At 64.0% G+C, this 20,402-nt stretch carries 20 protein-coding genes; 13 read left to right on the forward strand and 7 right to left on the reverse strand.

Going from position 1 to position 20,402, the window contains the following annotated elements; all coding sequences use genetic code 11:
- Nucleotides 1–177: 177 nt before the first annotated feature.
- The 10 genes from NFG58_RS00250 to ruvX all read left to right on the forward strand — a co-directional run bounded on the left by NFG58_RS00250 (nucleotide 178) and on the right by ruvX (nucleotide 9,423).
- Nucleotides 178–1,194 carry a TRAP transporter substrate-binding protein gene (locus NFG58_RS00250; protein WP_348827372.1) on the forward strand — a complete coding sequence of 339 codons (1,017 nt, stop codon included), beginning with the start codon at nucleotides 178–180 and terminating at the stop codon, nucleotides 1,192–1,194.
- Nucleotides 1,195–1,266: 72 nt separating this feature from the next.
- Nucleotides 1,267–1,770, forward strand: coding sequence for a TRAP transporter small permease (locus NFG58_RS00255; protein WP_348827373.1), 504 nt, complete (start codon nucleotides 1,267–1,269; stop codon nucleotides 1,768–1,770).
- Between the two features lie 7 nt (nucleotides 1,771–1,777).
- Nucleotides 1,778–3,040, forward strand: coding sequence for a TRAP transporter large permease (locus tag NFG58_RS00260; RefSeq protein WP_052704569.1), 1,263 nt, complete (start codon nucleotides 1,778–1,780; stop codon nucleotides 3,038–3,040).
- Between the two features lie 14 nt (nucleotides 3,041–3,054).
- Nucleotides 3,055–4,044, forward strand: a complete 990-nt coding sequence (araD1, locus tag NFG58_RS00265) for an AraD1 family protein (RefSeq protein WP_348827374.1) — start codon at nucleotides 3,055–3,057, stop codon at nucleotides 4,042–4,044.
- A 23-nt stretch (nucleotides 4,045–4,067) separates the two neighbouring features.
- Nucleotides 4,068–5,648, forward strand: a complete 1,581-nt coding sequence (locus NFG58_RS00270; protein WP_222568022.1) for an aldehyde dehydrogenase (NADP(+)) — start codon at nucleotides 4,068–4,070, stop codon at nucleotides 5,646–5,648.
- A 146-nt stretch (nucleotides 5,649–5,794) separates the two neighbouring features.
- Nucleotides 5,795–6,139 (forward strand): hypothetical protein, encoded by a 345-nt coding sequence (locus tag NFG58_RS00275; RefSeq protein WP_083970522.1) that lies wholly within the window; start codon nucleotides 5,795–5,797, stop codon nucleotides 6,137–6,139.
- A gap of 367 nt (nucleotides 6,140–6,506) precedes the next feature.
- Nucleotides 6,507–7,166 (forward strand): S1-like domain-containing RNA-binding protein, encoded by a 660-nt coding sequence (locus NFG58_RS00280; RefSeq protein ID WP_348828107.1) that lies wholly within the window; start codon nucleotides 6,507–6,509, stop codon nucleotides 7,164–7,166.
- A 127-nt stretch (nucleotides 7,167–7,293) separates the two neighbouring features.
- Entirely contained in the window at nucleotides 7,294–8,259 is a 966-nt protein-coding gene (gene gshB, locus NFG58_RS00285) for a glutathione synthase (RefSeq protein WP_213227472.1), read from the forward strand.
- Nucleotides 8,260–8,410: 151 nt separating this feature from the next.
- Nucleotides 8,411–8,968 (forward strand): YqgE/AlgH family protein, encoded by a 558-nt coding sequence (locus NFG58_RS00290; protein WP_045993847.1) that lies wholly within the window; start codon nucleotides 8,411–8,413, stop codon nucleotides 8,966–8,968.
- Nucleotides 8,968–9,423 (forward strand): Holliday junction resolvase RuvX, encoded by a 456-nt coding sequence (ruvX, locus tag NFG58_RS00295; protein ID WP_045993848.1) that lies wholly within the window; start codon nucleotides 8,968–8,970, stop codon nucleotides 9,421–9,423. Before NFG58_RS00290 ends, ruvX begins: the two co-directional genes overlap by 1 nt.
- Nucleotides 9,424–9,514: 91 nt before the next feature.
- Here the strand turns inward: ruvX and NFG58_RS00300 are convergent, their stop codons facing one another.
- Together NFG58_RS00300 and NFG58_RS00305 are read right to left on the reverse strand one after the other, a co-directional pair.
- Nucleotides 9,515–10,837: an APC family permease gene (locus NFG58_RS00300; RefSeq protein ID WP_348827375.1), complete on the reverse strand. Its 1,323-nt coding sequence runs from the start codon at nucleotides 10,835–10,837 to the stop codon at nucleotides 9,515–9,517.
- A gap of 97 nt (nucleotides 10,838–10,934) precedes the next feature.
- On the reverse strand, nucleotides 10,935–11,747 hold the full coding sequence (locus NFG58_RS00305; RefSeq protein WP_045993850.1) for a carbon-nitrogen hydrolase family protein: 813 nt from the start codon (nucleotides 11,745–11,747) through the stop codon (nucleotides 10,935–10,937).
- A 116-nt stretch (nucleotides 11,748–11,863) separates the two neighbouring features.
- Here NFG58_RS00305 and NFG58_RS00310 point away from each other — a divergent pair, with 116 nt between their 5' ends.
- Nucleotides 11,864–12,670: a helix-turn-helix transcriptional regulator gene (locus NFG58_RS00310; protein WP_052704441.1), complete on the forward strand. Its 807-nt coding sequence runs from the start codon at nucleotides 11,864–11,866 to the stop codon at nucleotides 12,668–12,670.
- Nucleotides 12,671–12,713: 43 nt separating this feature from the next.
- On the opposite strand, the gene pyrB is transcribed toward NFG58_RS00310, so the two are convergent.
- Complete coding sequence (pyrB, locus tag NFG58_RS00315) at nucleotides 12,714–13,742, reverse strand: aspartate carbamoyltransferase (RefSeq protein WP_124804516.1); 1,029 nt, start codon at nucleotides 13,740–13,742, stop codon at nucleotides 12,714–12,716.
- 273 nt (nucleotides 13,743–14,015) lie between these two features.
- Between pyrB and NFG58_RS00320 the strand changes: the two genes are divergently transcribed.
- Both NFG58_RS00320 and NFG58_RS00325 read left to right on the forward strand, forming a co-directional pair.
- Complete coding sequence (locus tag NFG58_RS00320) at nucleotides 14,016–14,912, forward strand: PhzF family phenazine biosynthesis protein (protein WP_205254706.1); 897 nt, start codon at nucleotides 14,016–14,018, stop codon at nucleotides 14,910–14,912.
- A 78-nt stretch (nucleotides 14,913–14,990) separates the two neighbouring features.
- Entirely contained in the window at nucleotides 14,991–15,395 is a 405-nt protein-coding gene (locus tag NFG58_RS00325; RefSeq protein ID WP_348827376.1) for a hypothetical protein, read from the forward strand.
- An 88-nt stretch (nucleotides 15,396–15,483) separates the two neighbouring features.
- Here the strand turns inward: NFG58_RS00325 and NFG58_RS00330 are convergent, their stop codons facing one another.
- The 4 genes from NFG58_RS00330 to hmgA form a co-directional block, all read right to left on the reverse strand.
- Nucleotides 15,484–16,692 carry a multidrug effflux MFS transporter gene (locus NFG58_RS00330; RefSeq protein WP_348827377.1) on the reverse strand — a complete coding sequence of 403 codons (1,209 nt, stop codon included), beginning with the start codon at nucleotides 16,690–16,692 and terminating at the stop codon, nucleotides 15,484–15,486.
- A 143-nt stretch (nucleotides 16,693–16,835) separates the two neighbouring features.
- Nucleotides 16,836–17,471, reverse strand: a complete 636-nt coding sequence (gene maiA, locus NFG58_RS00335; protein ID WP_348827378.1) for a maleylacetoacetate isomerase — start codon at nucleotides 17,469–17,471, stop codon at nucleotides 16,836–16,838.
- Nucleotides 17,472–17,609: 138 nt separating this feature from the next.
- Complete coding sequence (locus NFG58_RS00340; RefSeq protein WP_348827379.1) at nucleotides 17,610–18,632, reverse strand: fumarylacetoacetate hydrolase family protein; 1,023 nt, start codon at nucleotides 18,630–18,632, stop codon at nucleotides 17,610–17,612.
- 33 nt (nucleotides 18,633–18,665) lie between these two features.
- The gene (hmgA, locus tag NFG58_RS00345) at nucleotides 18,666–19,985 is read right to left on the reverse strand and encodes a homogentisate 1,2-dioxygenase (RefSeq protein ID WP_045993882.1); all 1,320 of its coding nucleotides are present in this window, start codon (nucleotides 19,983–19,985) and stop codon (nucleotides 18,666–18,668) included.
- Nucleotides 19,986–20,402: the final 417 nt, after the last annotated feature.

Raw genomic sequence — 20,402 nt, forward strand, 5'->3', positions numbered from 1 at the left:
TGGAAGAGAAATCACAAACTGGCGGAAAGCCTATCAGCTTTGGCAATCGTGGCGATTAGACTATAGTCTCACAAAATGGTCATTGCGCGCAATGACCATTTGCTTTAGCTTTGGCCCCGCATGCTGCCCGGTCGCCCTCACCAGGGCCGATAAAAAACAGCGACAACAGGTGACTCGATGAAACAAGCAAAAGCATTATTGACCGCTGCAACCTTCACGCTTTCAACAGGCGCCATGGTGTTTGCCGCTGGTACCGCTCACGCAGCGACCACGCTGCGACTTGGCCATACTTTCAATCCTGGTGAAGCTAGCTATGAACTGCTGGGTGAGCTGGGCGAACGGGTAGAAGAAAGGACCGATGGTGAGCTCAAGGTTCAGGTCTTCCCGAGTGAGCAGCTAGGTTCCGAGGTACAGCTGCTCCAGCAGTCCAAGAACGGCTCCATCGACATTGTCGTGCCAGGGTACTCCGGTGCCAGTACGCTTCTCCCCGCGATGGAGATTTCAAACGCGCCTTTCATCTTCCAGAGCTGGGATGAAGCAAGACATATCCTCGAGGGGGAGGCCTATCAGCCGATCTTTGACGAGCTGAAGGAGCAGCATAACCTGGTACCTCTGGCAAAGACCTGGTACTGGGGCTGGCGCAACCTCACCTTCAACGGTGATGAGGTGCATAGCGTCGAAGATATGAAGGGCCTCAAGGTGCGCGTGCCCGAGTCGCCGGCGTGGGTAGAAATGGTAAAAGCCTTCGACGCCTCACCCACCCCGATTCCGTTCAGCGAGGTCTACCTGGCGCTCCAGCAGGGGACTGTCGATGGACAGGAGAATCCGATTCCCACCATCTATTCCCGCAAGTTCTATGAAGTTCAGGATCAACTGGTCATGAGCAGGCATATGCTGCAGAGCCAGGTTGTCCTGATGAACTCGCAGAAGTTCGAGTCACTGTCGGAAAGCCATCAGGAAATTCTCCAAGAGGTCGTTCAAGAGCTTGCCCAGGAGAACTACGAGCTGCAGACCGAGCGTGAAGGTTCCATGCTCGAAGAGCTTCGTGCGGGTGGCAACATCAACGTCATCGAAGATATCGACCGTGCCTCCTTCGAGGAAGCCGCAGTGCAAGCCAGGGAAAACCTGGTCGATCGCTGGGGTGAAGAAGACTATCGTCGCGTCATGACCGCGATTGAAAACTATCGCAACTAACTACTGCTACCTCCCGCCTTGCCTCGCCGAGTTGACGCGCTGGGCAAGGCGGAGATTGGTCAATGGTGATACATGACTAGTTTTCTCGTAAAAGTGAACAGCGGTCTGCTTGCGACCGAGAAGGTGTCCATCGGCGTGATCCTCGGTGTGATGGCACTGCTTCTCACACTGGGGGTGGCATTTCGATACATTCTTGGTGCTCCCTTTGTCTGGAGCGAAAGTGTGTCGAAACTATTGATTGTTTGGCTGACATTTGTCGGAACCAGTGTGGCTTTTGCTGAAAAGCAGCATATCACTGTAGATTCAGTGATAGCTGCGATGCCGAGAAGCATAAGAAGTGTGGTACATACCCTGGTACTCGTCCTTTCTATCGTGATTCTTGGCGCCATGGCGTTCCTCGGATACGAGTACTGTCAGACGGTTGCCAGCAGTACCTCTCCTATCCTGGGGATCTCGCTTGCCTGGTTCGCCTATGCGATGCCGATATTCTTTGTGTTCAGTGTTTTTCATTTAATGGTGAACGCTGTGGTCGAATGCTCTTTCAATGCATTCGAAACCGACATGGAAAATGTATAGGTGTGAAATGCTGATTATTATACTCGCTATACTTTTCTCCCTGATCCTCCTTGGTATGCCGATCGCCCTGGCGATGCTCGGCGCCTCTGTCGTATCCATTATTTCTCTGGATATTCCGCTGAATGTTCTGGCTCAGCGGGTTTCTTCCGGGGTCGAATCCTTTCCACTGTTGGCAATACCGCTGTTCATGCTCGCCGGCGGCATCATGAACAAGAGTGGCATCAGCGAACGGCTTTTTGACTTTACACGGTCGCTGGTAGGCCACTTGAGAGGCGGGCTCGCCCACGTCAACGTTCTCTCCAGCGTCTTGATGGCGGGCATTTCCGGGTCTTCTCTTGCCGACTGTGCAGCCACCACGCGGGTCATGGTCCCGCAGATGGAGCGAAACGGCTACGATCGGGGGTTCTCGGTTGCGCTGACCGCCTCTTCTGCCACGCTGTCGCCGATCATTCCGCCTTCGATCCTGATGGTGGTGTACGGCTGGCAGGCCAATATCTCCATCGGCGATCTTTTCATTGCAGGCATCTTGCCAGGCCTTCTGATCGCCCTGCTGCTGACCCTTCTTATCACCGGTATCAGCGTCGTCAAGCAATACCCGAAGGATGAAGGCTTCCAACGTTCTCGCGTGGCCAGCTACTTCAAGAAGTCGGTATGGGCGCTACTGATGCCCGTGCTGATCATCGTTGGCTTTCGGATGGGGATCTTTACGGTTACCGAAGTTGCCGCTGTCGCTGTCGCGTATTCCTTCTTCGTCGGAAAGTTTGTCTACAAGACATTAAGCTGGAAGGATATGGGCGGGCTGCTTGTTTCAACATCTCGTGAAGCTGCTTCCATCCTGATTATTATCGCTGCCTCGGCCCCCTTGGCCTGGTCGCTGAGCATTCTGCAAGCGCCGCAGGAGGTGGTTACATGGATTACAGGGCTGACGGACGATCCGTTGATGGTGCTGTTGCTGCTTAACCTTGCGTTGCTGGTTATCGGCATGTTCATGGAAACCATCGCCGTGATCATCGTCCTCGTTCCGATCTTGATTCCGCTGCTGAATGCTCTGGATATCAGTCTCGTCCATTTCGGCGTCATCATGCTCTTCAATCTCTTGATCGGGCAGATCACTCCGCCTCTCGGGGTGCTGATGTTCGTGAGCTGTAATATCGCCAGGCTGAATACCTTGCAATTCCTGAGGTCCTCGCTTCCCTTCTTCCTGGTGCTGCTGCTTGCGCTGCTGGTTATTACTTATATTCCTGGCTTGTCCCTTGCGTTTATTAATTAACAAGGTAGATATTCATGCATATTGTACAAGTGGTAAACGATAGTAACGAGGTCGTTGCGGCTATCGTCAACGGCGATGAGCTTGAACTGCTGGCACAACCTCTCTACACCATTGCGCTTCATGCGGCGAACCTGGAGCGTAAGCTGGACGCTGTGCTGTCCGAATTTCGCACGGATGCCACCCTGTCCTACGACAAGGCCATCAGCGAGGGCCGCCTTCGCGCACCGATCACCCACCCCGAGCCTGCCAACCTGCTGTTGACCGGGACCGGTCTGACCCATCTTGGCAGCGCGGCTCCGCGTAGCCAGATGCATGAAGGCGAAAACGTCGAGGCGAAGACGGCACAGCCCACCGATACTCAGCGCATGTTTGACCTGGGTGTCGCCGGAGGGAAGCCCGCAGCAGGCGAGGTCGGTGCGCAGCCTGAATGGTTCTACAAGGGCACGGGTCATACGCTACGCGCCCCTTTTGCCGAGATCACGATGCCGGACTTCGCCCTGGATGGTGGGGAAGAAGCCGAGCTTGCCGGGATTTACATCGTCAATGACCAAGGCCGAATCTTCAGAGTCGGTTTCTCCCTGGCAAACGAGTTTTCCGATCATGTGACGGAAAAACAGAACTACCTGTATCTGGCGCATTCAAAACTGCGCGATTGCAGCATCGGTCCCGAGATCTTCGTTGGCGAACTCCCCGAGGAGATCAAGGGAAATGTGTCATTGCATCGGGGTGGCGAACAGCTTTGGCATCGCCCCTTCATGAGCGGTGAAAAGCACATGTGTCACTCGGTGAGCAACCTTGAATACCACCATTTCAAGTATGCAACCTTTTGTCAGCCGAACCAGTTGCATGTTCACTTCTTTGGCGCCGCGGTACTGAGCTTCGGTGATGATATTGCCCTTGAAGATGGTGATGAAATGCGTATCGAGTGTGATATCACCACGCGCCCGTTGAGCAATGTGCTGAAGCGCGTGTCAGCTTCAAAGCCGGTAATCGAGTCGCTTTAAGGCAAGTTTTCAAGGAGTTTTTTATGTATTCACTGGAAGGAAAGCAGCTGATCGGCAGCCAGGCCATCGAGGCCAAGGGCGAGCCCATCCATGCCGTCAATCCGGCTACAGGCGAGACCCTCGAGCCTGGCTACAAGGCGGGTTCCAAGGCCGAGGTCGAGCGCGCCTGCGAACTGGCCTGGGCGGCCTTCGATAGCTACCGCGAGACCGGCCTCGAGGCCCGAGCGACCTTTCTCGAGACCATCGCCGACGAGATCGAGGCGCTCGGTGATGCCCTGATCGAGCGGGCCATGCAGGAGTCCGGCCTGCCCCAGGCACGTCTTGAGGGCGAGCGCGGCCGTACCTGCGGCCAGCTACGTCTGTTCGCCTCGGTGGTGCGCGCCGGCGAATGGCTCGACGTGCGGCACGATCCAGCCCTGCCGGACCGTGAACCGATGCCGCGGGTCGACCTGCGCCAGCGCCACATCGCGCTGGGTCCGGTGGCGGTATTCGGCGCCTCCAACTTCCCACTGGCGTTCTCGGTGGCCGGCGGCGACACCGCCTCGGCCCTGGCTGCCGGCTGCCCGGTGGTGGTCAAGGCCCACTCGGCCCACCCCGGCACCTCGGAGCTGGTCGGCCGCGCGCTGCAGAAGGCGGTGGCCCGCTGTGAACTGCCGGAAGGCGTGTTCTCGCTGCTGTTCGGTTCCGGTCGCGAGGTCGGCCAGGGGCTGGTCAGCGACGCGCGGATCAAGGCGGTGGGCTTCACCGGCTCGCGCAGCGGTGGCACCGCCCTGATGAAGACCGCCCAGGCGCGTCCCGAGCCGATCCCGGTGTACGCCGAGATGAGCTCGATCAATCCGGTGTTCCTGCTGCCCGAGGCGCTCAAGGCCCGTGGCAAGGCGCTGGGCGAGGCCTTTGTCGGCTCGCTGACCATGGGTGCCGGTCAGTTCTGCACCAACCCGGGGCTGGTGATCGCGGTCAAGGGCGAGGCGCTCGACGGCTTCGTCGAAGCCGCCGCCGAAGCGGTCAAAGGCGCCGGCGCCCAGACCATGCTGACGCCGGGCATCCACGACGCCTACACCCAGGGCGTCAGCACCCTGGGCGGCAGCGACAAGGCCCGTGAAGTGGCGCGCGGCCCCCAGGGCGACGGCCCCAACCAGTGCCAGGCCGGCCTGTTCGTGGCCAAGGCCAGCGACTTCCTCAATGATGAGGCGCTGCAGGCCGAGGTATTCGGTTCGACCTCGCTGGTGGTCGAGTGTGCCGACCTGGACGAGGTCAAGGCACTGGCCGAGGGCCTCGAGGGCCAGCTGACCGCGACCCTGCAGATGGACGACGGCGACATCGACGCGGCCCGTGGCCTTTTGCCGATCCTCGAGCGGCGTGCCGGTCGGGTAATGGCCAACGGCTGGCCCACCGGGGTCGAGGTGTGCCACGCCATGGTCCACGGTGGCCCCTATCCGGCCACCTCTGACTCGCGCACCACCTCGGTCGGCAGCGCCGCCATCTACCGCTTCCTGCGCCCGGTGTGCTATCAGAACCTGCCGGACGCCCTGCTGCCGCAAGCGCTCAAGGACGGCAACCCGCTGAACGTCAGCCGCCTGGTGGATGGCAAGCGCGAGAGCTGAGCCTTTCCCATCAGTCGCTGTCGATGAAGAAAATCACCGTCATTGAGGTGAGCGCTGGGCGCCCGGATCGAGTAGCTTGTAAGGGATAGCGTCTACCCAACTACTCTGAAATGGGTATTCCTGCCCGCTGATGAAGGAGAAGGATGATGGCGAGACGTCGTGCAGCCTCCCCGATGGCTCAATGGGGTACGCCCCTTGGCTACTGGATGATGGGGATGAAGATGACCCAGATGCTGGTCGAGGCCCAGATGGTGATCGGCATGCGACTGATGGGGATGAAAGGGTTCTGGTCGGTGGCTCCTGGCGAGGACCTGCGCATGGTCACCGAGAAGATGACGGCCTTTACCCAGGCCGCGATGGCCGCCCAGCGGGCGGCGATCAGTGGCCGCAGCCCCGACCAGGTGCTGACGGCGGCGATCAAACCCTTGGGGCGCAAGACATCCTCCAACACCCGGCGGTTGAGCAAGCGAGGGCCGAGCTGGCCGACCTGAGCGTCGTTGCACAGGCGTTCGTCTCAAAGGCAGGGTACAGGCCGTCTGTGGACCTGACCTTGTAGGTGCGAGCTTGCGGGTATGAGCTTGCAGGCGTCAGCAAGGCAAGTGCCGCGGGCGGTATCATATGCCCGCGGCAGTCGCCATAATGGGGCTGCACATTCTTGTGGAACCCCTCCCCATGTCAGATTCCCGCCGTCGTGGTACACCGCCGCGCTCCAGTAATGACAAGCCGTCTTCGCATCGCTCTTCGAACAGCGCCTCGAACGACCCTGCGAACAGCCGTTCTCGAAGTGCTGCCGGCAAGTCCTCGCGGTCGACCTCGTCGGGACGATCTCGTCAGGGCCACGGCTCACCCAAGGTCGCCATGGGCGAGGTGGCGGATCTGCGGGTGGTGCAGGTCACCGACTTCGGTGCCTTTCTCGACTGGGGCCACGAGCGTGACCTGCTGCTGCCACTCAGCGAACAGCGCCTGACGCCGGCCGTGGGCCGGCGTGTGCTGGTCAAGGTCAGCGAGGACCGCAGCGGGCGGCCGGTGGCCTCCCAGCGTCTCGAGCGCTACATCACCGATCACAGCGATGACCATCGCGCCGGCGATGAGGTCGCCCTGGTCATCGCCGACACCACCGACCTGGGGGTCAAGGCGGTGGTCGATCACCGCTGCTGGGGGCTGATCTATCACGATGAGATCAGCCGCCCGCTGCGCCGCGGCCAGCGCCTGACAGGCTACGTCAAGCGGGTGCGCGAGGATGGCCGGCTGGACCTGTCGCTGCTGCCGCCGGGTTCGGCCCGCCTGGACGTGGTCGGCGAGCAGGTGCTCAAGGCTCTGCGCGACGCTGGCGGCTACCTGCCGCTGTCGGACAAGAGTCAGGCCGCCGAGATCAAGGCGCGCCTGGGGGTCAGCAAGAATGCCTACAAGCAGGCCATCGGTCGGCTCTACAAGCGACGCCTGATCGTCATCGAGGACAGCGGGGTGCGCCTGGCGCCCAGGGACGCTGGCACCACCACGACCGATGACAGCGCTTGAGGTAGTGCGCTGGACGGCGGAAAGGCGCCTTGCAGGTTTAAGAGGAGTGTCGACAGCGACTGACCTTGGTGGTGCCTGGGGTGTCGGGCATACTTGACGGCATCTACCGCTAGCGGACGACCCCCGAATGACCAATCGCCCCCTTCGTGTCGGCGTGGTGATGGACCCCATCGACCAGCTGACCTACAAGAAAGACACCAGTCTCGCCATGCTGTGGTCCGCTCAGGATCGCGGCTGGTCGCTTTCCTACATGGAACAGGAAGACCTGTTCCTCAAGGAAGGCCGCGCCTATGCCCACCAGCGCCCGCTGAAGGTCCACCGAGACCCGCAGCACTGGTTCGACCTGGGCGAGGTCGAGTCGCGGCCGCTGGCGGAGCTCGACGTCATCCTGATGCGCAAGGACCCGCCGGTGGATGGCCACTTCCTCAACGCCGTGCATCTGCTGGCCTTCGCCGAGCGTGAGGGCGTGCTGGTGGTCAACCCGACCCGGCCGCTGTTCGAGTGCAACGAAAAGCTGTTCGCCCAGCAGTTCCCGCAGTGCTGCACACCGACCCTGGTGTCCTGTCGCGACAGCGAGATTCGCGCCTTCCAGGCCGAGCACGGCGACGTCATCTTGAAGCCGCTGGACGGCATGGGCGGCAGCGGCATCTTCCACATCGGCCCCGAGGGGCGGAACCTGGGGGCGGTGATCGAGACCCTGACCGAACGCGGCCGGCGCCAGATCATGGCACAGCGCTTTCTGCCGGAGATCAAGGACGGCGACACCCGTATCCTGCTGGTGGATGGCGAGCCGGTGCCCTTTGGTCTGGCGCGGATCCCGTCCGCCGGCGAGACCCGCGGCAACCTGGCCGCCGGCGGTCGCGGCGTCAGCCGCGAGCTGACCGATCGCGACTACTGGCTGGTCGAGCAGGTCAAGCCGGTGATCAAGGAGAAGGGCCTGATGTTCGTCGGGCTTGACGTGATCGGTGACTACATCACCGAGATCAATGTCACCAGCCCGACCTGCGTGCGCGAGATCGATGACCAGCGCGGCACAGACATCGCCGGCCTGCTGATGGACGCCATCGAGCGTCGCCTGGCGGCGCGCGGCTAGACCGTCGATCACGTCGAGTTTTCCCCACAGTCACTGAGCGCCATGCCCCCGGATGGTACACTGGGGGCATCCTGCCGGGCCGTCGGGGCGACGACTCGCCCTGAGGCCTGGCCACGCATCTGGACGGCGCGCAAGACCGCCTGGGAGTCACATGCAAAGCTTGAAGAACCATTTCCTGATGGCCATGCCCCATCTGGAAGACCCGAACTTCGCCGGGACGCTCAGCTACCTGTGCGACCACGACGAGAACGGCACCATGGGCGTGATCGTCAACAAGCCCACCGACCTGACCCTCGACGCCCTGTTCGAGCAGCTCGAGATCAGCGTGGAAGAAGCGGCCAACGCCCAGGCCCCGGTGTACTACGGTGGCCCGGTGCACAAGGATCGTGGCTTTATCCTGCACTCGGGCTCCGCCGAACCCTGGGATTCGAGCATCCAGGTGACCGACGATATCGCCCTGACCACCTCCATGGACATGCTCCAGGCGCTGGCCAAGGGCGAGGGCCCCGAGCGCTTTCTGGTGTGTCTGGGCTGCGCCGGCTGGGAGTCCGGTCAGCTCGAGAACGAGCTGATGGACAACGCCTGGCTGACCGTGGAAGGCCGCGCCAACGTGCTGTTCGAGACGCCGCCGGAGCAGCGCCTGTCGGCCAGCGCCGGGATCCTCGGCATCGACTTGAACCTGATGACCCGCGAGGCCGGGCACGGCTGATGGCCAGTCGCAAGCGTGAGCCGGGCGAGCGCCTGATCCTGGCCTTCGACTTCGGCACCCGGCGCATCGGCGTATCGGTGGGCAACGAGCTGTTGCGCAGCGCCAGGGAGCTCGAGCCGCTGCCGGCCCGGGATGGCATTCCCGATTGGCAACGGGTGAGCGCGCTGGTCGAGGAGTGGCAGCCCGACCGTTTTGTGGTCGGCCTGCCGCTCAACATGGACGGCAGCGAGAGCGAGATGAGCACCCGCGCGCGCAAGTTCGGCAAGCGGCTGTTTGGCCGCTACGGGGTCGAGTGCGAGATGTTCGACGAGCGCGGCACCACCCGGGAGGCCAAGGCCATTGCCCGGGAGCAGGGACACGGGGGAAATTACCGCAAGGAAAGTGTCGACGGCATCGCCGCGGTGCTGATCCTGGAGGGCTTCTTTGCCCGGGAGGAAGGGTTGCCGAGCCGCTGAGGTCGCCACTGTTGCACCGAACTTGTGAAGCATCCAAAAAGCCCGAGGCCTTGGCCTCGGGCTTTTTTCGGGGCAATCGACCCAGGCAGGTTCAACCCTCCAGGCTTAGCTCCGGTGTCGCCTGGCGGAAGCCGCGGGTCAGCCAGGCCAGCCACGCCAGGCCGCAGGCCAGCCAGATCCCGCCCAGCATCAGCGCGGAGCGGTCCAGGCTGGCCATCAGCCACAGGATCGCCAGCAGACCGATGGTCGGCGCGACGAGGAAGTACAGGCTGTCGGCCAGGCCGCGTCGGCCCTGCTTGATGTAGTAGTGGGCGATCACCGACAGGTTGACCAGGGCGAAGGCCAGGAAGGCCCCGAAGTTGATGAAGGAGGCCGCCGAGAGCACGTCCATGGTCAACGCCAGCAGCGCCACCACGCCGCTGAGTATCAGGCCACCGGTAGGCGTGCCGAAGCGTCCCAGGCGCCCAAGCAGGCGGGTCGACAGGACGCCGTCGCGGCCCATGGCGTAAAGCAGTCGCGAGCCGCTGGCCTGGGCCGCGATGCCGGAGGCAAACTGGCCGACGACCAGGCCGATCAGAAAGATCGAGACGAAGACGTCTCCGCCGATATTGCGGGCGATCTCGTAGGCGGCGGCGTCGGCATTGGCGAACTCGTAGCCCGGCGCGGCGAGTTGCACGAAGTAGGACACCAGGATGAAGATCAGGCCGCCCAGCAGGGTGATCAGCAGGATGGCGCGGGGCAGGGTCCGCTTGGCGTCGCGGGTCTCCTCGGTCAGGGTGGTCACCGCGTCAAAGCCGAGAAAGGAGTAACAGGCGACGGCGGCGCCCGCCATCAGCAGTGGCATCTGGGGGCTGTCGGCGCTGCCGAGGAAGGGCGTCAGGCTCCACAGCGGCTGGCTGGGGTCGCCTAGCACGTAGTGCACCGCCAGGGCGACGAAGGCGGCGATCACCAGCACCTGAACCAGCATCAGCACGCTGTTGACCAGGCTTGCTAGTTTGAGGCCGATGATGTTGATGAAGGTGGTGACCGCGATAAAGGCGATCAGCCACACCGGCACTGGCACGGACGGAAAGGCCGAGTGCAGATAGGCGGCACCGATCAGCCAGATCACCATGGGCAAAAACAGGTAGTCCAGCAGGATGGCCCAGCCGGCCATGAAACCCAGTCGATCGTTGATGGCGTGGCGCACATAGGCGTAGGCGGAGCCGGCCACCGGGTAGGCGCTGGCCATGCGGCCATAGCTGTGGGCGGTGAACAGCATGGCGATCAGTGCCGCCGCGTAGGCGCCGGATACCGCGCCTTCGGAGACCACCGCCAGCACGCCGAAGGTGCCGAGGACGATGATCGGTGTCATGTAGGCAAGGCCGAATAGAACGACCTGCCACAGGCCGAGTTGGGGCTTGGAGTGAGACATCTTGGGGCTCGCGTTATGGTTGTTGGTGATGGACAGTCGGGTCAGGCAACCATGGCCAGGCAAACTTGGTCAGGCAATCATGGTCAGGAAAGCCGGGTCAGATGAGGCGGAAACCGGGGCCTCGTGAGTCGTCGTCGCGCTGAAGGTCCAGCGAGACGCGTCGATCGGCCAGGTAGTCATAGTCCCGCCGGGCACGATTCAATAGCTCGAGGTCGAGCGATACCAGGTGTACCCCCGCGTCGCGATCGGCCTCGAACAGGGTCTCGCCAAGCGGCGAATACGCCGCGCTGTGGCCGGCGAAGGTCAGGCCGGCGCCCTCACCGCAGCGGTTGGCCATGGCGACAAAGCACTGGTTGTCCTGGGCGCGGGCCTGGGCGGCGCGGGCGTGTACCGGCCCATAGGGGTCCATGTTGCCGTTGGTCACCAGCATCAGGTCGGTGCCCAGCGCGCCCAGGGCCCGTGCGGTCTCGGGGAATTCGATGTCGTAGCAGATCATCAGCCCCAGGGTCAGCCCGCGCCAGCGGGTGACACCGATGCGCTGGCCCAGGCCGACCAGCTCCCGCTCATCGGGCCACAGGTGGGTCTTGCGATAGGTGAGGGCGATGCCATCTTCCGGGGTGATCAGTAGCGTGGTGTTGTAGACACCATCGGCGGCCCGCTCGAGCAGGCCGATGGCCAGGGCGCAGTCGTGGTCACGGCTGGCCTGGATCAGACGAGCCACCTCCGGGCCATCGAGCGCCAGGGCACGATCGTCGACGTGGTCTTGTTCGGCAAAGCCGCTGAGATGCGTTTCGGGAAAGACCACCAGCGACACCTGGTCGCCGTGTCGTTCCAGGGTGCTCAGGGCGGCGTCCAGGTTGGCCTCGATGTTTCCCTCGATGCCGGGAAGTTGTGCCAGGGCTATCTGCATGGAAGACTCCACAGCCGTTGTTGTCGGTTGGCGTTTTATAGAATGTCAGTATCCTCTATTCACCGAGGCTGCCTATTCCATGGCAGGGTTACCCCCATAGGGTGAGGCGCCGTCAGATGTCGCAGAACAGTGAGGAAGGAACCACGGGAATGCTCGAGGCGATGGGCTGGCATCGCGACTTCGCGCGCCTGCTGGCACGCCTGGAAAGTGAAGACTTCTGGGAGGCCGTCAGCCGCACCCTGGCGCGCCACATCGTCTACAACACCTGGGTGGCGCTGGTCTTCCACGCCGACCAGCCGCCGACGATCCTGGCCGAAAGCGACGAGGACGACGGCGCCGATGAAAGCCTGTTCGAGGACTACCAGCGCGGCCTGTATCTGCTGGATCCCTTCTACGTCGCCGCCCGCGACAATGGTCTCGATGGCCTGGTAACGCTGGATGACGTGGCCCCGGCACGGTTCACCGCGACCGAGTACTACCAGCGCTACTTCCGGCGCAATATCGTCAGTGACGAGGTGCAGATCAATCGGTCACTGGGCGCTGGTCGTACCCTGTGCCTGTCGCTGGGTTCCACCCGAACCTTCCTGCACAGCGAAATCGGCCTGCTGCATCTGGTCGAGCCCTGGCTCGGTGAGCTGATGCGACTGCGCATGCACTTCGAGCGCTGCGGCGAGACGCCCGGCCCCCATCCCTGGCATCCGCACCGAGGTGGCGTCGAAGAGACGGCGACCCGCTTCGGGCTGACCGATCGCGAGCGCGAGGTGAGCCAGTTGATGCTGGGCGGCGGGTCGACCAAGGAGATCGCCCGACGCCTGTCCATCTCGGTGGAGACCGTCAGGGTCCACAAGAAGCACCTGTACGCCAAGCTCGGGATCAACACCCAGGCCGAGCTGTTCTCGCGCTTCTGGCAGGAGCGCCCCTGAACCTGTGGCGCCGGTGCCAGGCTCCCGCCCGGCACCGCTGCAGCTAGAACTTGGCGTCGTCGACACCGACGCTGCCCGGCACAAACCAGGGCACGTCGCGCAGGTCGCGTTCGATCAGGTGCTCGACCTTGAGCAGGGTGGCGAAGATCGCCATGCGCACCGGAATGCCGTTGTCGGTCTGGCGGAAGATCGCCAGGCGCGGGTCGCCGTTGAGGTCGACGTCCAGATCATTGGCCTCCGGACGGCTGTCCCGGGGCAGCGGGTGCATGATGATGGTGGACGGGTTGCAGCGGCTGTCCATGAAGGCGCGGTGGACGGTGAAGTCCCGCGACAGGTTGAAGCCTTCGCTCATCTCGGCGGTGAAGCGCTCCTTCTGGATGCGGGTGGTGTAGACCACGTCGACATCGGAGAAGTCACCGGCCAGGCTCTCGCGTACCTCCACGTCCAGGCCCTGGCGGCTGACCCGCTCGATCAGGTGGTTGGGCATCTCGAGTCCCGGCGGGGCCACCAGGGTCACGCGCATGGGCGCGTAGAGCGCCAGCAGCTTGATCAACGAGTGCACCGTACGGCCGTACTTCAGATCGCCGGTCATCAGCACGTGGGCACCCTTGAGGGTCTTGCCCTGGCGGCTGAATTCCTTGTCGATGGTGTAGAAGTCCAGCAGCGCCTGGCTCGGGTGCTCGCCGGGGCCGTCACCGGCGTTGATCACCGGCACATGGGTGGCGCTGGCGAACTCGGCCACCGAGCCCTGGTCCGGGTGGCGCATGACGATGGCGTCGCAGTAGCCGGCCATCACGCGGCTGGTGTCGTAGAGCGATTCGCCCTTGGCCATCGACGAGAAGGTGAAGCCGGTGGTGTCGCAGACGCTGCCGCCGAGCCGCGAGAAGGCGGTGTGGAAGCTGACGCGGGTACGGGTGCTGGCCTCGAAGAACAGGTTGCCGAGCACCGCGCCTTCCAGCACCCGGGTGACCTTGCGTCGTTGGGCGACGGGTTCCATGGCGGCCGCCACTCGCATCAGGTGATCGATATCGTCGCGGGACAGGGAGTCGATGGAGAGCAGGTGGGACATCACGGCGGCCTCGGCAGTGGGAACGGGCGCTAGTGTACCGCTGGTGCACACTGAGTTCAGCCTCGAAGAGCGCTTGCCGTGCCCCTCATCAGATTAGGGAGGCCGTAAAGGCGGTGACGGATGCTTGCCAACGCTCTAGCGTTGACTTTGCCGTAGAGGGGTTTGCTCGTTCGCGCGCTGGCAAGGTGGACGCCGGGGCCTCTATGCTGGAAGGCGCCACCGGTGTCGGGCGCATGTAGCCTGGCCCTGGTCTACCAAGTTCAAGTGGAGCCGCCTATGCTGCCGTCCCTGACCCGCTACTACCTGCTCGATGTGTTCACCGACCAACCGTTCGCCGGGAATCCACTGGCGGTGTTTCTCGACGCCGACGGTATCGCGGGGGAGCGCATGCAGGCTATCGCCAACGAGCTGAACCTGGCCGAGACGGCCTTCGTCGGGCGGGCCCAGGCGAGCCGGCATTTTCCGGTACGTATCTTCACTCCTCACCGCGAGCTACCGTTTGCCGGCCATCCGAGCATTGGCGTGGCCCATCTGATCGCCGCCCAGGGGCTGGTGCATGCTGGCGAGGTCAGCGCCGATAGCCCGGTCATCCTGGATCTGGCTGGCGGGCCGCTCAAGGTGACCTACGAGGGCGACCTGGCACGCTTCAAGATGGCGCGCGCGCCGGAGGTCGGCACCAGCACGCTGGGCCAGTCCAGCGCAGCGGAGCTGGCCGGGCTCGAGCTCGATGACGTCGCCGCGGACCCGGTCCAGGCCTCCTGCGGATTGCCGTTTCACCTGGTCGAACTGGTCAACGTCCAGGCGCTGGCGCGGCTGGCGCTCGATGGTGAAGCCTGGCAGCGGCATGTGTCACCCAGCGCCGTGGAGCAGGTCTACTTCTATGTGCGCGAGGCCAAGGAATCCGGCGAGATTCACGCACGCATGTTCTCGCGCCACGCCGGCAGCTTTGTCGAGGACCCCGCCACCGGCAGCGCGGCGGCGGCGCTGGCGGGCTTTCTGGGACAGCAGTCGAAGAGCCAGGGCAACAACTGGCGCATCCACCAGGGCGAGGCAATGCACCGCCCAAGCCAGATCCATGCCCGCGCCACCCGCGACGACAAGGACAAGGTCACCGTCGAGATCGCGGGGCAGGCGGTACTGATGGGCGAGGGCGGTCTCTATCCTCGTGACTGAGGCATCGCCCTTGGTGATCGAGGCGTCACCGAAGCTCGCGCCTTTACCACCCAGTCACTGTACTTTCTGGAGTCTTGCATGACCCGTCATCTGGTCCTGGCCTTCGTTGCCGGCTTTCTCGCCGTGCTGTGCTTCCACCAGCCGGTAGTGGGGCTGTTGCACGCCTACGGGGTGATCCCCTTTGCCCCCTATTCCACCTCACCCGCTGCCCCCCTGGGCGTGCCGGCCTGGTGCTCGGCAAGCTTCTGGGGCGGCGTCTGGGGGCTTGTGATGATGCTGGTGTTCGCGCTCAGGCGGATCGATCAGGGGGGCTGGTGGAAGGCAGGGTTGTTCGGCGGCATCGCCCTGACCCTGGTGGCCATGCTGGTGGTGTTCCCGCTCAAGGGGCGCGGCATCGACCCGGCGATCTTCCCCATCGGCTTTCTGGTCAACGGCGCCTGGGGCCTCGGCACTTGGATGTTCGTGCGCGCCTGGCGTCAGTAGATACGCCCTGCTGAAGCGACAGCGGCCCCGTCTGAAAACAGGCGGGGCCGCTGTCGTTAAGGTTCGAGGGTCCCGCAGCGCTTGGTCGTCAGGCCGACGCCGTCTGCGCTTCCAGGTCGCCCTTGTCGGTGACGATAAAGTGGTAGCAGACCAGCGCCAGCACACCGGACAGGCCGATGGCGATGGCCATGCTGTGGGAGGTGCCATCATGAAACTGGCCGACCAGGGCGCCGACGCCGGCGGCGATGCTCATCTGGATAAAGCCGAACAGCGCCGAGGCCGAGCCTGCGCAGTGGGGGGTGGGTGCCAGGGCGCCGCCCATGGTCTGCGGCATGATGATGCCGAAGCCGATCATGTAGGCCATGTGGGGGCCGATGACCGCCCAGGGGGTATGCACCCCGGCCAGCGCGAGCAGCGCCATGGCAGAGCCGCCGAGGGCGGCGATCAGGCTGGCGGCGACCAGCAGCTGGTGACGGCTGCGGCGACGACTGAGCTTGGCGCTGGTCAGCGAGCCGATGAAGAAACCGAGCACGATGGCGGCGAACAGGTAGCCGTAGACGTCGGGGCTGACCCCCATGTAGTCGATCAGCACGAACGACGAACCCGACAGAAAGGCGAACAGACCGGAGAAGGCGGCCGCGTTGGCCAGGGTATAACCGACGAAGTCGCGCTGGCCGAGCAGCGAGCGGAAGGTGATGGCCAGCGCCGAGGGCTTGATCGACTGGCGTCGGTCCCGCGGCAGCGGCTCGGGCATCATTGCGATCAGCCCCAGCATGGCGGCGGCGTAGAGCGCCAGCAGCAGGAAGATGGCGTCCCAGCCGAACCACACCAGTAGTCCCGCACCGACCACCGGGGCCAGCGCCGGGGCCAGCGCCATGACACTGGCCATGTAGGAGAGGATGCGACTGGCCTCGAAGGGACCGTGGATGTCGCGCACCGCGGCGCGGCCGAGCACCGGCCCCGCCGAGCCTCCCAGGGCCTGGAAGAAGCGTGCCACCAGCAGCGTCTCGATATTCGGCGCGAAGGCGCAGACCAGGCTCGCCAGCAGAAAGACCCCCATCCCGAGTGCCAGCACCGGCTTGCGTCCGAAGCGATCGGACAGCGGACCGCACAGCAGCTGCGCCATGGCGAAGCCGATCAGATACAGCGACAGGGTCAGCTGGATCTGATCGGCTCCGGTGCCCAGCGCCTCGCGCATGGCGGGCATGGCCGGCAGGTACATGTCGGTGGCCAGGGGGCCCAGGGCGGTCAGCGCCGCCAGCAGGGCCACGGTGGCGCGGGAGGTCGGGTTCAGCACACGCAACTCCTTGTGTCAGTGACGGTTGGGTCAGGGAAAGCGAAGGGAGCGCGAAAAGCGCTCCCTTCGCGGTGTCGATGCTGCTGCTTGGAGGCAGACATCGTTCCGTCAGTATTTCCTTAGTCGGCTTATTGTAGCCGATCTCACACAGCGTCAGGCTGAACACCCGGTGCCGCCTTGTCGAAGGCCGGCAGCGCTCGCGCTCGCTCCGAGACCGCGCGCACTCGCGCAAAAGGCGCGAGGTCGCACTCGAAGCGCTCGGCGTTGAACACCTGGGGCACCAGGCAGACGTCGGCCAGGGTCGGCTCGTTGCCGACGCAGAAGTCGCCCATGGTGTGCTCAAGCATCGCCTCGACGGCGGTCAGTCCCGTTGCTACCCAGTGGCGGTACCAGTCGAGCCTGGCGTCATCCGATAGCCCGAGTTCGCCGGTCAGGTGCTTGAGCACCCGCAGATTGTTCAGCGGGTGGATCTCGCAGGCGACGGCCTGGGCCAGTGCCCGGATCTGCGCCCGATGCTCGGCGGAGCCGGGCAGCAGCGGCGGTTCGGGGTAGCGCTCGTCGAGGTATTCGCAAAGCGCCAGGGATTGGGTCAGCGCCTGTCCCTGGTCGGTGACCAGGGTCGGCACCAGGCCCTGGGGATTGCGCGCCAGATTGTCGGCATCACGCTGCTCGCCCTTGACCAGATTGACCGGGTGATGGTCGAGGGTGATGCCCTTGAGGTTGGCGACGATGCGCACGCGATAGGCCGCCGAAGAGCGAAAGTAACCGTAGAGTTGCATGGCAGGTTCCAGAAATTGGCGGGGGCGGGCCAGATGCTCGTGTGGCGGCCCGAGCGGTGGCGGGACGCCCGCCGGGGACGGCGGGCGTCGAGGCGTCGACGGTGGTGGACGTCCGCCCCAGGACTCAAGGGGGCTGGCTCAGTCCTTGGGTTGGTACTTCACCACTCGCTGGTCGATGGCGCCGAAGATGCTCTGGCCGGCCTTGTCGAACATCTCGATGCGCACCCGGTCACCAAAGCGCAGGAAGGGCGTCTTGCTGTCGCCGTGCAGGATCTTCTCGACCATTCGTACCTCGGCCAGGCAGCTGTAGCCGACGCCGCCGTCGGCCACCGGCTTTCCGGGACCGCCATTCGGATCCGGATTGGACACGGTGCCGGAGCCGACCACCGCGCCGGCGCCCAGGTAGCGGGTGCGGGCGGCGTGGGCCACCAGTTGCGGGAAGTTGAAGATCATGTCCGGGCCGGACTCGGGCTCGCCGAACTTGTCGCCGTTCAGATGGACCGTCAGCGGCAGGTGCACGCGGCCATCCTTCCACGCCTCGCCCAGCTCGTCCGGGGTGACGCAGATGGGCGAGAAGCTCGAGGCCGGCTTGGCCTGGAAGAAGCCGAAGCTCTTGGCCAGCTCCCCGGGGATCAGGCCGCGCAGACTGACGTCGTTGACCAGCATCAGCAGCTTGATGTGGCCGGTTGCCTGTTCGGGGCTCACCGCCATCGGCACGTCGTCGGTGATCACCGCGATCTCGCCCTCGAAGTCGATGCCGTGGTCTTCGCTGACCGCCTCGATATCGTCATAGGGACCGATGAAGCTGTCGCCGCCGCCCTGGTACATCAGCGGGTCGGTCCAGAAGGTCTCCGGCATCTCGGCGTTGCGCGCCTGGCGCACCAGTTGCACATGGTTGAGATAGGCCGAGCCGTCGGCCCAGTGATAGGTACGCGGCAGCGGCGAGTGCAGCGCTTGAAGATCGAGCTCGAAGGCCTCCTCGGCGGCGCCGTCGTTGAGGCGCTGGTAGATCTCTTCAAGGCGCGGGGCCAGCTCGTCCCAGTCTTCGACGAGCTGTTGCAGGGTGGTGGCAATCTGCGGCACGCGTACGGCGTGGGTCAGGTCGCGGGAGACGACGATCAGCTCGCCGTCGCGTCCGCTCTTGAGGGTGGCCAGTTTCATCAGAGGGTTCCTTGTGGTCAAAGCAGAGGTCGGTCAGGGCCGCGTCGGATCGAAGTGGGACTTGAGTCCCTTCCACACATCCACGTAGTCGCGCTGGCGGAAATCGGCGGCCAGCGCCTTTTCGGTAGGCTGGAAGACGTAGCGGCTCTCGAACATGAAGGCCAGGGTCGCCCCCTGATACTGAGGCTCGAGGCTGGCGTCGGAGGCCTTCTCGAAGGTCTCGGCGTCGGGGCCGTGGGGCGACATGCAGTTGTGCAGGCTGGCGCCGCCGGGCAGGAAACCTTCGGCCTTGGCGTCGTACTCGCCGTGGATCAGGCCCATGAACTCGCTCATCAGGTTGCGATGGAAGTAGGGCGGGCGGAAGGTGTTGTCGGCCACCATCCAGCGCGGCGGAAAGATCACGAAGTCGATGTTGGCCATGCCCTCGGTGTCCGACGCTGACGTCAGCACGGTGAAGATCGAAGGATCCGGATGGTCGAAGCTGACCGTATTGATGGTGTTGAAGTTGGCCAGGTCGTACTTGTAGGGCGCCACGTTGCCGTGCCAGGCGACCACGTCCAGCGGCGAGTGGTCCAGCCGGGTCGCCCACAGAGCCCCGGAGAACTTGGCCACCAGTTCGAAGTCGCCCTCGAGGTCCTCGTAGGCGGCCACCGGCGACTGGAAGTCGCGCGGGTTGGCCAGGCCGTTGGCGCCGATGGGGCCGAGCCCCGGCAGCTCCAGGGGACTGCCGTAGTTTTCGCAGACATAGCCCCGGGCCTGGTCGCCCTCACTGATGCGGACCTGGAACTTGACCCCGCGCGGGATCACCGCGATCTCGCCGTTGCCCACCTCGAGCGCGCCGAACTCTGTGCCCAGGCGCAGGGTGCCCAGCTGAGGCACGATCAACAGTTCGCCGTCGGCGTTGTAGAAGAAGCGTTCGGTCATGTCCTGGTTGCAGGCATAGACATGGACACCGCAGCCGGCCTGGGTGCCGGCGTCGCCATTGACCGCGATGGTGGCAAGACCATCGATGAAGTCGGTGGCCGCCTCGGGCAGGGGAGCCGGGTCCCAGCGCATCTGGTTGGGGTCCGCGGCGGGACGTGACAGCGGCGCGGTGGCGAGACCGCCGTGCTCCAGCGGGCGGTAGGCGCTCTGGGCCACCGAGGGGCGGATGCGGTAGAGCCAGCTTCTCAGGTTATGGCTGCGCGGCGCGGTGAAGGCCGAGCCGGTGAGCTGCTCGGCGTAGAGCCCGTAGGCGCAGCGCTGGGGCGAGTTCTGCCCCTGGGGCAGGGCGCCGGGCAGCGCTTCGCTGGCGAAGTGATTACGAAAACCGCTTTGATACGCAAGCGGCGTCTGGTCGAGACGTCGGGACATCGGGAAATCCTCCGCTCAGGATGATGAGGTGGCGTGTCGGGATGCTCGCCGCCCCACTGCATACTGAGTCCTGTGATAAAGCTCGGGTCGAGGCGGTCACATCATCGCTATGGCATGCCTGGAATATAGTTTCATTTGAAACTATATTCCAGGCCTTATCGCTGGGGAGACGGTGCCAACCCCACCGGCATCTGATTTATCCTTTAAAAACATGAGATTGATGGGCTAAGACATACGTCTATAGCAATGCCGTGGTGCGAAGCTTCACTGGGCGGTTGGGTGCGGTGTAGACACTATCCCCAAGGGGCCAGGCGACGGTATGAGCGCAGGGGAAAGGTCGCCTAGACCGCGCCCACCCACTTTGGGCAAGTGTGGATCGGCGTCGTGATAGCCAGCGGGGTGTGAAGCTCGCAATAC

Source organism: Halomonas sp. RT37 (assembly GCF_040070525.1).
GTDB classification, from domain to species: domain Bacteria; phylum Pseudomonadota; class Gammaproteobacteria; order Pseudomonadales; family Halomonadaceae; genus Halomonas; species Halomonas litopenaei.